12 protein-coding genes are annotated in these 11,653 nt (G+C 49.6%); 8 read left to right on the top strand and 4 right to left on the bottom strand.

The genetic code is table 11. From position 1 onward, the window contains the following. Positions 1 to 14: 14 nt before the first annotated feature. Positions 15 to 524 carry a hypothetical protein gene (locus tag AC0TNG_RS12085; protein WP_024906765.1) on the bottom strand — a complete coding sequence of 170 codons (510 nt, stop codon included), beginning with the start codon at positions 522 to 524 and terminating at the stop codon, positions 15 to 17. A gap of 16 nt (positions 525 to 540) precedes the next feature. After that, complete coding sequence (locus tag AC0TNG_RS12080; protein WP_090418099.1) at positions 541 to 1,440, bottom strand: LysR family transcriptional regulator; 900 nt, start codon at positions 1,438 to 1,440, stop codon at positions 541 to 543. A 109-nt stretch (positions 1,441 to 1,549) separates the two neighbouring features. On the opposite strand from AC0TNG_RS12080, the gene AC0TNG_RS12075 reads away from it, so the two are divergent. From AC0TNG_RS12075 to catA, 7 genes are all read left to right on the top strand, one after another. Further along, the gene (locus AC0TNG_RS12075; RefSeq protein ID WP_024906764.1) at positions 1,550 to 2,755 is read left to right on the top strand and encodes an L-dopachrome tautomerase-related protein; all 1,206 of its coding nucleotides are present in this window, start codon (positions 1,550 to 1,552) and stop codon (positions 2,753 to 2,755) included. A gap of 217 nt (positions 2,756 to 2,972) precedes the next feature. Beyond that, positions 2,973 to 3,584: a flavin reductase family protein gene (locus AC0TNG_RS12070; RefSeq protein WP_024906763.1), complete on the top strand. Its 612-nt coding sequence runs from the start codon at positions 2,973 to 2,975 to the stop codon at positions 3,582 to 3,584. Between the two features lie 162 nt (positions 3,585 to 3,746). Next, on the top strand, positions 3,747 to 4,820 hold the full coding sequence (locus AC0TNG_RS12065; protein ID WP_267217163.1) for a catalase family peroxidase: 1,074 nt from the start codon (positions 3,747 to 3,749) through the stop codon (positions 4,818 to 4,820). Next, positions 4,817 to 5,404, top strand: a complete 588-nt coding sequence (locus AC0TNG_RS12060) for a cytochrome b (protein ID WP_024909479.1) — start codon at positions 4,817 to 4,819, stop codon at positions 5,402 to 5,404. The genes AC0TNG_RS12065 and AC0TNG_RS12060 overlap by 4 nt, the downstream gene beginning before the upstream one ends. A gap of 400 nt (positions 5,405 to 5,804) precedes the next feature. Beyond that, a complete protein-coding gene (locus tag AC0TNG_RS12055; protein WP_024909477.1) occupies positions 5,805 to 6,299 on the top strand; it encodes a putative pterin-binding protein in 495 nt (164 codons plus the stop codon). 17 nt (positions 6,300 to 6,316) lie between these two features. Next, complete coding sequence (locus AC0TNG_RS12050) at positions 6,317 to 8,248, top strand: putative bifunctional diguanylate cyclase/phosphodiesterase (protein ID WP_024909476.1); 1,932 nt, start codon at positions 6,317 to 6,319, stop codon at positions 8,246 to 8,248. Between the two features lie 63 nt (positions 8,249 to 8,311). Next, a complete protein-coding gene (catA, locus tag AC0TNG_RS12045; protein WP_024909475.1) occupies positions 8,312 to 8,989 on the top strand; it encodes a type A chloramphenicol O-acetyltransferase in 678 nt (225 codons plus the stop codon). A 49-nt stretch (positions 8,990 to 9,038) separates the two neighbouring features. Here the strand turns inward: catA and AC0TNG_RS12040 are convergent, their stop codons facing one another. Then, on the bottom strand, positions 9,039 to 9,395 hold the full coding sequence (locus AC0TNG_RS12040; protein ID WP_230581871.1) for a hypothetical protein: 357 nt from the start codon (positions 9,393 to 9,395) through the stop codon (positions 9,039 to 9,041). Between the two features lie 341 nt (positions 9,396 to 9,736). Between AC0TNG_RS12040 and AC0TNG_RS12035 the strand changes: the two genes are divergently transcribed. Further along, positions 9,737 to 10,546 (top strand): DUF4225 domain-containing protein, encoded by an 810-nt coding sequence (locus AC0TNG_RS12035; RefSeq protein WP_024909473.1) that lies wholly within the window; start codon positions 9,737 to 9,739, stop codon positions 10,544 to 10,546. On the opposite strand, the gene AC0TNG_RS12030 is transcribed toward AC0TNG_RS12035, so the two are convergent. Continuing rightward, positions 10,543 to 10,857, bottom strand: a complete 315-nt coding sequence (locus AC0TNG_RS12030) for a hypothetical protein (protein WP_020882780.1) — start codon at positions 10,855 to 10,857, stop codon at positions 10,543 to 10,545. The two genes, AC0TNG_RS12035 and AC0TNG_RS12030, sit on opposite strands and share 4 nt — an antisense overlap. Positions 10,858 to 11,653 lie beyond the last annotated feature (796 nt).

Below are 11,653 nucleotides of genomic sequence, written 5' to 3'. Positions count from 1 at the left end.
TGACTTTCCCCGGTTCAGGCGCGCGTGATAGCCCAAAGCACCACAATCCCCAGGGCATTGCTCCGCTTTTCCACATACAGGGTGGTATCGGAATAAACGTCACCCTGCGGGTTACAGATGCGGATCTCCTTCTTTAATTCCGGCTCGTAGACTTCCGCACCCGAGCAGCTGTGGCGGGTACTGGACTCATACCGGTAAGGTTTGCTCCAGGCCGAATAGTCCCCCTCCAGCAGCCAGGCCGTTGTAAAGACCACGAACATGGCAACCGGCAGACTGCAAATAAAGAAGCCGAGGTAGATTTTTACCGCGCCAGCAAGGCGCTTACCTTTCAGTCTCCCCTTTCTGATGAAATAGACCATCGGCACCAGCGCCAGCAGCAACGCCCCACAGGCAAGGTACTGCTCCCCGCGGATCGAAAGGTATGTCACGCGGTAAATGTTGACTGACCAGACCACAAAACCCGATATCAGTGCTATCCCGCTCACGATGAGTGGGATCCAAAAGGAAAAACGCGCTTTTTTCATGGTGGACTCGTCCTTGTCATTCTTGTCGGGTCAGAAGGTCAATCATTGCCCGGGTGGCTGCTGACTGACGTCGGTGCGGGGCAAACAGCACGGAGAAAGGTCGCGATCGTCCCCGAAGGTGCGGCAGCACCTCAACTAACTGGCCGCCCTGTATTCTGTCGCGAACGATAAATTCATAGCTCTGGCAGATCCCCATCCCCTGCTCCGCCAGCGAAACCACGCCGAGTACATCGTCCGATATTTCAATGGTTGAACCCGGCAACCAGTCAATATCGCGCCCTTCATCATGAAATACCCAGGGGGCGATACGACCGGTGCGCGGCATGATAAACGGCAGGCACTGATGGCGCTGCAGCTCTTCCAGCGTCTGAGGCTTTCCTCTCCGATGCAGGTAGTCCGGAGAGGCGACCAGAAGCAATGCCGCGTCTTCCAGCTTACGCGCCACAAGTCCACTGTCAGGCAACTGTCCCAGACGGATCGCCAGATCGAACCCCTCTGCGATCAGGTCAACGTTGCGATTGGTAATGTTCAGCTCCACCTGTACGCGTGGGTAGCGTTGATTATAGTGCGCCAGCAGCGGCGGCAGGCGGTAGTGGGCATAGGTGGTCGGGACACTCATTCTCACGCGACCGGTCAGATCGCCCTCCTGACCCCGGCCAACGCGTTCGGCGTCATCGAGCAGAGAAAACGCTGAGCGCGCCTGCTCAAGATAGACGCGTCCGGCTTCAGTCAGCCCCACCCGGCGGGTCGTGCGCTGTAATAGCTGCCGTCCAAGACGCGCTTCCAGACGGGTGACCGCGCGGCTCAGTACCGAAGGGGTGGTTGAAAGGGCAACCGCTGCGGCAGTAAATGAGCCGTGCTCAACCACAGCAATGAAGACTTCTACGTCGCCGAGGTAATCGAATTTCCGGCTCATTTTGCTCTCTCAGGAACAAATGTTTTTCAATTTGGCTAATTTATCTCCCGTTGGGCAATGAGTAAAGTGGCCAGCATTCATCACCTGATCGTTCCACTGGAGTCTGTCAATGTTCAACCGTCCCCATATTCTGCCCGCCATCGCAATGGCGGCGTTGTTCCCTTTCTCGAGTATTGTCAACGCGGCGAACCACCCGCCTCTGGAGCGCTGGCGAAGCTACGCCGGCGTGAGCTGGGATACCGCTCAAGACGGAAAGATACCTGCGACGTTTTCCGGTTCGGTCAATGCCCCTATTGCAGGTATCCACTTTGATGCAATGGACCGGGCCTTTGTCAGCACGCCCCGGCTGGTTTCCGCCGCAGCACCCGCCACGTTAAGCATTCTGGATACGACGGCGCAGTCTGGCCCTGCCCGCCTGACGGCGTTTCCCTCCCGCGAGGGGAATGCGGTGAACACCGATCCGGCTCAGAGCCTGCGCAACGTGCTCGGTTTTTATATTGACCGTAAAAACGGCTGGCTATGGGCGCTGGACATGGGGTTTGTTGCAGGCGAAACAGAGTCCCCCGTGGGGGCGCAGAAACTGGTCGTACTGGATCTCCACTCTGGCCGCACCATCAAACGCATCGCCCTGGACGGCGTAGCGGACCGCAAGGCCAGCTTTCTTAATGATGTGGTGGTCGATGAGAACCGCCGTGTCGCCTATATCTCCGACAGCGGCTCGCGGAGTGCGCCTGAAAACCAGGTGGGACTAATTATCGTCGATTTCGCTACCGGTACGGCCCGGCGCGTGCTCGATCGTCACCCTGCGCTGCAGATTGAGCCAGGCGTTAACGTCGTCTCGCACGGGACTGAAGTCTGGCCTGGTAAACCATTACTGATTGGTATCAATGGCATTGCGCTTTCACCCGATGCGGGCATGCTGTACTGGACGGTGACAACCGGCACGCGCGCCTATGCGGTACCGACCGCGATACTGAGGCAGCCTGCGTCAACCAATGCGCAAATCGCCGGGCAGATCCGCGATCTGGGACGCGTGGGGGGCAACACCGACGGAATGGTGACAGATGTAAAAGGTAACCTCTACATTACCGATGTCACACGCAATGGTATCGTCAGATACGATCCTGAAACCCATTCCATGTCGCTCATTGCGGCAAGCGAAGAGGTGCGCTGGCCAGACACGCCGGCAATCCGTCCGAACGGAGACCTGGTATTTACCTCGAGTCGCCTCAATGACCACTTCGCGGGAACCGTTAAACCGGGAGAAGAACGCTATGATTTGTGGCGCTTGCGTCTCGATGCTTTACAAAAATAAGGGCAAGTAAACCAGGAGACCTGCATATATGGGCTCATAATTTCACACGTTCTTATTTCCTTAAAGGCTGAACGTGATGTCTTCCCCCTGCTCAGAAAGAAGTGGTTAACATTGCGCTCCTGGAAATTCCGTGAGGCGCGTTTTACTTCGCGCTTCACCGAAGTAACGCACGTTTGCACAACGTAGACTGGGTCTCCTTTAATCAGAGGATGATAAAATGAAAACCCAGCAGGTCGATTTTGCTTCTTTATATTTTGGTACACCGGTCGCCATTATCTCCAGCCAAAATCCTGACGGTTCAACCAACCTGAGCCCGGTCTCCTCGTGGTGGATCCTTGACCGGAATATCGTGTTCGGGCTTGGCACCTCCGGAAAATGTTATGAAAATATCACGGGTAACCCCGATATTGTTCTGAACATACCGGACAGTAGGCTCTGGCAGAATATTGAAGCTATCGCAAATAAAACGGGAAAAGCATCGCCACCGGAATGGAAGAAAAAGATGGGATATGTTTTTGAACAGGACAAATTTAGCTGCGGGAATTTCCATAAGGAAAAGGCGGTGACGATTAACTCGTTGAGAATTAAAGAGTGTCCTGTACAAATAGAGGCTAAGGTTTGCGGGATATCGCTCCTGACCGGTTCGCAGGGAAACCTGGTGTCCGTTGATGCCACGATAACCTGCGTCCACATATCTGAGGCATTATTAATTCATACTCAGAGAGGAGTAAAATTTAATGTGGAGAAATGGAACCCCCTCTATTATCTATTTCGCCACTATTTCTCGCTGGGTCACCGACTCGGTCACAACTTCCGACACGATGAGTAACCCGGACTTTTTGACAGCGGAAAGGTTTAAACTTTTCGTGATATTCTTTCTTTACGCCCCTTAGTTCCTATACTCGAGCCATATTCGCCACTGTATTAACACCTGTCACGCGCAATACGTTGTGCATGACAGATGAAAATATTTTGTTCTGGAAAAACGTCTATGTCGAAACTGGATTTGAGGTCCAAAAAAACCTGGGGCGCGCTGGCTGCAATCGCCGTTGTCGCCGGTACATTAGCATCTGCTTTTGCATGGACGGCGGGCTGGCTTGGTTCACGCACGGTCAGCCAGGCACTGGTAGGGGAAACACCGAAACCCTTCCCGCCGGGTTTTCGCCGCGCGCATGGAAAAGGCATCTGCTTTGCCGGCACCTTTACGCCAAACGGCTCGGCGGTTTCTCTTTCAACCTCCCGCCTCTTCTCACAGCAGGAAGTGCCCGTGGTGGGTCGATTCTCTATTGGTACTGGCGATCCGCATGCCCCGGATAGTACGACCAAAACCCTGAGCATGGCGCTGCTGCTGAAGACAGATGACAAGCAACAATGGCGGATGGCGATGAACAACGAGCCTTTCTTCGCCACGCACAGCCCGGAAGGTTTTCTGGCCTTGCGAAAAGCCACGGCCGTTGATGTGGCCACCGGAAAACCGGATCCGCAGCTTCTGGCAGACTTTTTAAAAGCGTACCCGGAGGCGGAGAAATACCTTAAATGGGCGGCACAAAAACCCGCGCCCGGCAGCTTCGCAGGCGCGACGTTTTACAGCATTAACGCCTTTTACCTTGTGAACGCGCAGGGGGATCGCCAGGCCGTTCGCTGGATGATGCGTCCGCACGAGCCTTTCCTGTCGATAAACGATGAGCAACGACAGAAAGCCGATGACAACTTCCTGTTCGAGAACCTGCGTCAGCGCCTGGCGCAGAAGCCACTCTACTGGGATTACGTTTTGCAGCTCGCACAGCCGGGCGATCCGGTGGATGACCCATCCCAGCCGTGGCCGGACGATCGCAAAAAGGTGGTAGCCGGCACGCTGGAAGTGACGCGGGTCGAAGCACAATCCACAGGTGCGTGCCGCGACGTTAACTTTGATCCTTCTGTCGTTCCTGCAGGCGTTGCGGTGTCTGATGATCCCATCTTAAACGCCCGCTCCGCTGCCTACTCCCACTCTTTCAGCCGCCGTGAGCGGGAAATCGGCTACGGCAAGGCCACCGAAGCCGTGCAAAAGCAGGAGGTAAAATGAGCTCAAATAAAGATATGCGAGCGCACGCGCCGCAGCATTTCAATACCCTGGCGCGAACCCTGCACTGGCTGATGGCGGTGATGATCCTGGCCATGCTTTTCATCGGTGCCGCGATGATGACGTCGTTACATCATCGGATTTGGTTAATCGACCTCCACCGGCCTCTGGGTATCGCCATTTTACTGCTGGCACTGGTTCGTCTGGTCAACCGGCTCCTGAGCCGCACGCCCCCACTTCCTGCCGATTTGCCCGTCTGGCAGGTGCTTGCCGCAAAGGCATCACACTGGATGCTGTATGGGTTAATGCTGGCAATGCCTCTGCTGGGCTGGGCGCAGCTGTCGGCAGCGGGCCTGCCAATTGTCATGTTTGATGGCGTCAACCTGCCGGCGATTGTCCCGACCAGTCCAGCACTCTATGCCTGGTGCCACGACGCCCATAGACTTCTGGCAAAGTTGCTTTTTGCCGTGGTGCTGGTCCATCTCTCCGCCGCACTCGTTCATGCGTGGATCTACCGGGACACAGTGTTTGCCAGCATGGCGAAAGGGGGTAAGTCGGCGTCAGCCATCCGGGATGACGTGAAGTAAGGCAAGCGGTAGGGGACACGCACAATCAGAATGTTCGTGTCCTCGCTTATCATCATCATCCTGAAACAGCGCACACAACCGGGGCGCGTATTTCGTCGCCAGATTCGCGCGCCAAAAAGCCACGGACACCCCGCAATTATCGTGGAAGATAATATCTCTCAATTAAAGCGGTTATTTTTTAAACAGAAGAGCATTTATGGCCGCAATTTTAGCTTTTATCAAAAAGTTAAGCGTCGCTCTAGTATCAAACACCCTGACACTCACAACACCTAACTCATTGATTAAAATGAGTTTACATCAATAAAAACGATAAAACCCCCTACTCCCCAACAAAATATATCAACTCGTGTGATATCTAAATTATAATTCTTATACTTCTGTTAAAAAGGTGGAGGTCAAAATGCGATTAACCCTACTGTTGTTATGCTGTCTGGTACAAAGTGTAACCTGGGCTGGCGACCTGCCAAAACCAGTTGGTAAACCCATTTTAACGATTTACGGTAATATAGAAAATACCAATGAAAATGGAAAAGCAGTGTTTGATCTCGCCAGCCTTGAAAAACTCGGAGTAGTGAGTTTCGAGACGACTTCACCCTGGTATAACGGTCGTACGAAGTTTGAGGGTGTCCCCATGAGCAAGCTCATGGATTATGTGGGTGCAAAAGGTACGAACGTTAATGTTATTGCGCTCAATGATTACTCAACCGTCATCCCTCTCAGCGACTTTAAAAAATACAACGCCATCCTTGCCTTAAAGGTCAATGGCGAATATATGCGCATCCGCGATAAAGGCCCATCGTTCATTGTATACCCCTATGACAGTCTTCCTGAGTTGAATAATCAGATTTATTACTCACGATCAGCATGGCAGGTAAGCAAAATGAAGATTGAGTAGTCGTTCAGGAGAACATAATGAACAGGATACTGGTTGGTATCATTTTTTCTCTTTTTATCACGACAGGATATATTGCATACCTTGTTTATGATCGACAGCAGGAATTGCAAAAACTGACTCAATACACTGAGTCCTGGTCCGTGGCACAACTGGTATCAGAGTATTACCGTTTTGAATCATGGCTTGGTCTATACGCAACCGATACTGATGACGTTACGATAGACCAGGTCCGTATGCGCCTCGAAATTATGCTCAGTCAGGGCGATTTAATGAAGGGGGGCGATTTAGGTCGCTACATTAACAGCGATAAAACGCATCAGGAGCTCGCTTTACGCTTAGAAAAAATACTGGCCTATCTGGATAGTCATCTTGAAAAAATGAGCCATCCGGAGTTACAGGCATACCTGACAAATATGCATGAGCTCGACGCACCGCTCAGCCAGCTGTCTGCAACAGCATTAACAAAAGATATTAACACTGTTAATGAATCCAACAACAAAATACAAATCCTGTATTATATTTATTCCGCACTTTCTTTGCTTCTGGTGATTTTAAGCTTTATTCTTGGCTTTTTAATGATCTACCAGAATAAAAACATTCTGAAAGCACACATGCAGGTTAAAAGCCTGGCTGACGAACTTCAAATATCAAAAGAAAAACTGCAAATTCAGAACTCGAAGCTGGAATATGATGTTTATCATGACTCCCTCACCGGCATGAAAAACCGCCTTTTCTTCTGGGACGATCTCAACAAAATTAATCTTCAGGCAGATAAAAACCACGTCCCCGTCACGGTGATGTTATTTGATTTAGACCGCTTCAAAGAGGTCAACGATACCTATGGCCATGATACGGGAGATTTGCTGCTGAATCAGGTATCCCGACGGCTGACCTCGATGAGCAGCGCAACGGATACGTTTTACCGTTTGGGCGGAGACGAATTCGCCCTTCTCTCCAGCGGACTCACGGAAACCGCCGCCGTTTCGCGCGCCAAAGAAATCAGCGATCATATCAGCCAGCCCTATACGATTAATAACCAGCTGATAAAAATTGCCACCTGCGTGGGCATCGTTTTATCAGATAATGAACGACGCTCTGATTATCTTTACAAATTTGCCGATCTGGCCCTCTACGAAGCGAAAAAAGAAGGTTCGCAGCAGATTAAAGTCTTCCGGCAGTGGATGCTGCAAAGACTGCAGGAAAGCAGGACCCTTGAACATGATATGGCTCTGGCGATCGATCACAATGAATTCGTTGTGTATTACCAGCCTATTGTCGATGCATTCAGCAATGAAATTTACGGCTATGAAGCGCTTATTCGCTGGATACACCCGGTGAAAGGGATACTCGCGCCAGACTATTTCATTTCCGTCGCTGAAAAAACGGGGATGATCAATGAGATCGGCAAGTCGGTGCTTGAGATGGCCTGCCGGGAAGCGGTGTCCTGGGCGGTGCCGGCCAGGATCTCGGTGAATGTCTCACCCGTTCAGCTAGGCACTAAATCGTTTACCACGATGGTACAGTCCATTCTGAAAGAGACGGGGCTACCGGCCAACCGACTTGAGTTAGAGGTAACAGAGTCTTCGCTCTTCAGTGACAGCAACATGCCGATCACTATTCTCAAAAAGCTCCGGGCACTGGGCGTAAAAATTTCCATCGATGATTTCGGAACGGGATATTCCTCGCTTTCACGATTGAGTGAACTGAATTTTGATAAAATTAAAATCGACAAATCCTTTGTGAACCCGATATCCACGCAGGATGATGCCCTAAATATCGTTAAGTTGATTACCGGCATGGCGAAGAGCCTCAATATGCGGGTCATTGCTGAAGGTGTTGAAACCGAAGCGCAGCTTGAACGTCTTCAGGCGCTTGGCTGCGATCTCGTGCAGGGATACCTGTTCGGAAAACCACAGGCTGAGATTGACAGGAAGATTAGATACGGTTGAAATGGTTGTGCGGTTGTTTCTGGCCCTAAATCATGTAGACGATTGATAATCAAAGGTTAAACAATGAAAAAAACAGCCCCGGCCTATACGCCTGTTGATTTATCTCGTTGGCCAAGGAAGGAGCATTTTGAAGTCTTCCAGTCATTTGCTGAATGCACAATTAACCAAACCGTTCTGATCGACATTACCGCGCTGCGAAAACATATCAAAGCGGTGGGCTGGAAGTTTTACCCCACGATCATTTTTCTCCTGTCTAACATCATGAACCGGCATCCTGAGTTCCGCATGGCCATGAAGGACAATGAGCTTGTCGTCTGGAATGAAATTCATCCAAGCTATACGATTTTCCATCCCGAAACGGAGACGTTTTCGTCATTGTGGAGCCACTATGACGGCAATATTCATCACTTCCAGAACACGTATGCAGAAGATACGGCCCGCTATGGAAATAACCTTTCTTACTGGCCGAAGGAAGAGTCCCGGGAAAATGTCTTTTTCGTGTCGTCGATTCCGTGGGTAACGTTTACGAACTTTAATATGAACATTGCGCACATGAAGAACTTCTTTTCGCCTATGTTCACGTTTGGAAAATACTACGAGCAGGATGGAAAAGTGCTGCTGCCGCTCGCGGTGCAGGTCCATCATTCGGTGTGCGATGGCTTCCATGTGGCAAGGATGTTTAATGAGTTGCAGGAGATGTGTGATGGTTTGTCGGGGCTGTCAGAGGAACCTGGCGCATGATGCCTAAGAAGTGTTGATGTTTTCCTTCTGTCAGGAGTGAGTGAGAAGCCTACCGGCCTTTCATCATTTTATGCGCTTTCCATGTGAGGCCAAGTGGAATCAGATACCAGACCGCAATAACGCCAATAATTGCAACAGGTAAGTAATATAACAGCAGCGAGGGCGTATAAAAGATGGGAAGGAAAATCAGCGGTGCAAGGATAAGCATCAGACAGATAATCCCTCCATAAAAACGCTTGCTCAGTTCATCTATTAATGTTGAAAGCGTTTCGCCAGTATTTTCATTACTACTCAATACCTCTTTCAGACGAGACAATTGCTTATTCGAAAAACCATTATCCAGTAGATCTTTTTCCGTTAGTTCACTGGTCATTTGCTCGCCTATCTTCATGGTAGTTATGTTCATGCAAGAATACCCTTAAGATGTGCTTTTTTAAACACTAGCCCAACTGAGGAATTACCAGAGATAGCAGACAGGATTGAGGATCAATAAGCACTATGAATCGCCACAGGTTTAACAGACGCCTCAGAGTCATGTTGGACTGACCCCATCCCGGTAGACGATCCTGCACGTACTCCAGGACGTTTGATACGTCGGACAATGAAAAATAGAGAATTACCGCGTGGAGTCCCAGAGTTTGATTATGTGTTCGTTCCGCTAAAATCAGACGTTGGGAAAGCATTTCCTGTTGTCTTCGACCTTATTGCACGTAAAATGACCAGACACATTTTGGGAAGGAGTCTTTAATGGATATTGCGCTGCTCAACAGGGGCTGGAACAGAACATGGTCAGATACCATGGTGAATCTGGAAGCCCGGAAACTCGTCGAAACAGCAAATCGGCTATCAGCATTCTATTTGCAAGATGGGATAACACGTATCAAGTTTGTTGGAGAGATAAAACAGGTTGTAGATAAAGAATTTGAAACAGCACGACGAGCTAAAACCGATGAAGAATGTATTGTATGCATCAAAAATCTTCGTGCTGAAACAGACAACCTGCTTGAACAAGAGCGTCTATTAAAAACCAAGTCCGCACAGCTTTACGCGAAGGTCGAGTTTGTTAAGGAAAATAATAAAATCGTCGGTTATGTTATATCCGCTGTAAATGTGGTGCTATCAGGCGTGGTTCTCTTTGGTGGCTTTATGATGTTATCCACTATGGGGCCGATTGGTATGCTGGCTGGGGCAGTCCTGATTGCCGATGGAATGAACGGATTAACGAAAGAAGTGCTCAACTTTGATCAGCCAGCAGGACATATACCCTCGCAAGGTATCATTGCTGACTCCGCGATGCATACGGCCCAGTTCATGGGATTTAATCCTAACACGGGCTTGGCTCTCTATAATGGTGTTACTCTTGGTGCCAGTGTGTACAGCATTGTTGGACTCGCTCGAAAAACTGGAGCCTGGAGATTATTCCGCTGGCTTCCACACGATTACTATCGCAAAGTCAGCACAATGAGCACTCCTAAGCTAACAATGAAGATTGTCGGTTATGGTGTTAAAGCAAAAGTGATTTTCGATCTATTGACAACCGAAAATGGAACCAGTTAATCCTTGATAGTTTTTCGGTAACGCCAGGATTTATAGGAAATTACCGGCGGCTGTGCAAAGGACATAATGGCAACCCCAAAGATCATCGCCAGCCCCCATGCAAATGCTCTATCAGGTGAGCTGAAGACGATAAGTAGCAGTAGGATTAAGGCACACACAGCCACCACTCCCGCTAAGGTAACAAATCGCCTAGCGAGGTCATTTATGGCCTCTCCAAGCGTTCCTCCATATTTTTCAATATTGCTTTTTATCTTCTGCAATTCGGGCTGCGTAAACCCTGAACGTAACAAAGCCTCATCAGTCACTTTCATATCGTCTCGTCCCTTATCTTCCAGAAGTGCTTTCCCAATCGCTGATTGTACAAGCAATCATACTGATGAACTTTACAGCAATCCACATGATGTTTGTGCAATGTATCAGATTTAAGACAATAGAAGCCATAAAGCCCCGTTAGTGGTACAAGCAACAAGCGGAGCGTAGCGACTTCATCAGGCCAACCTAGTTGGTTTCGCTTTGCGAAAGTCACCAGTGACCAAATCAGATTGTCAGAGAGATCACACCTTATCAGGGTGCTCGTGTACCTTTCGGAGCGTGAGCGAAGCGCTGGCAGAGCCGGATCTGTTGCTACCGGGGCATTACCACTATTCACCTGTTTACGCAGCCACAAGGCCGCACATCGGGCTTAAATGCGTGTGATCAATCTGTTTCGGGATGGTTTAGAGACGTTGGCAGCGTCATCAGCTTCGAGTTGATAGCGGTTCGTGGGGACTGTTCACGCTTTGTACCTGTTCGAGCTTTACAACTACAGGCCGCTACGTGCTAACATCCCTGAATAGCCACTGTTAACCATAGCGGCAACTGTTGGTCATAGAATCCCTTAAAAAAGGTTGTATCTTGAGAACAAAAATCGTCTTAACTTATTGTTTTTAAAGGATTTTGTTGTGTGAGTGCCGATAATAGGAGCAATACACAAAAGATAAAGCCATGATTTATAAAAATTCTATTTTATATTGATGTGAGAGATACCCCCAAAGATACCCCCAATTTGTTTTATTAACTTCCATTTGAACAAGAAATAATCGGTTTTATAATCGGGGGCACTCGCTA

The organism is Enterobacter sp. PL_is514 (genome assembly GCF_055816715.1).
Note: the sequence above shows the minus strand (reverse complement) of the source record. Positions and strands in the feature narration are given on the sequence as shown.

Bases quoted from the DNA above. Each gene is read 5' to 3' on its own strand.
- AC0TNG_RS12085 (WP_024906765.1), bottom strand. From the start codon at position 524: ATGAAAAAAGCGCGTTTTTCCTTTTGGATCCCACTCATCGTGAGCGGG.
- AC0TNG_RS12080 (WP_090418099.1), bottom strand. From the start codon at position 1,440: ATGAGCCGGAAATTCGATTACCTCGGCGACGTAGAAGTCTTCATTGCT.
- AC0TNG_RS12075 (WP_024906764.1), top strand. From the start codon at position 1,550: ATGTTCAACCGTCCCCATATTCTGCCCGCCATCGCAATGGCGGCGTTG.
- AC0TNG_RS12070 (WP_024906763.1), top strand. From the start codon at position 2,973: ATGAAAACCCAGCAGGTCGATTTTGCTTCTTTATATTTTGGTACACCG.
- AC0TNG_RS12065 (WP_267217163.1), top strand. From the start codon at position 3,747: ATGTCGAAACTGGATTTGAGGTCCAAAAAAACCTGGGGCGCGCTGGCT.
- AC0TNG_RS12060 (WP_024909479.1), top strand. From the start codon at position 4,817: ATGAGCTCAAATAAAGATATGCGAGCGCACGCGCCGCAGCATTTCAAT.
- AC0TNG_RS12055 (WP_024909477.1), top strand. From the start codon at position 5,805: ATGCGATTAACCCTACTGTTGTTATGCTGTCTGGTACAAAGTGTAACC.
- AC0TNG_RS12050 (WP_024909476.1), top strand. From the start codon at position 6,317: ATGAACAGGATACTGGTTGGTATCATTTTTTCTCTTTTTATCACGACA.
- catA (WP_024909475.1), top strand. From the start codon at position 8,312: ATGAAAAAAACAGCCCCGGCCTATACGCCTGTTGATTTATCTCGTTGG.
- AC0TNG_RS12040 (WP_230581871.1), bottom strand. From the start codon at position 9,395: ATGAACATAACTACCATGAAGATAGGCGAGCAAATGACCAGTGAACTA.
- AC0TNG_RS12035 (WP_024909473.1), top strand. From the start codon at position 9,737: ATGGATATTGCGCTGCTCAACAGGGGCTGGAACAGAACATGGTCAGAT.
- AC0TNG_RS12030 (WP_020882780.1), bottom strand. From the start codon at position 10,857: ATGAAAGTGACTGATGAGGCTTTGTTACGTTCAGGGTTTACGCAGCCC.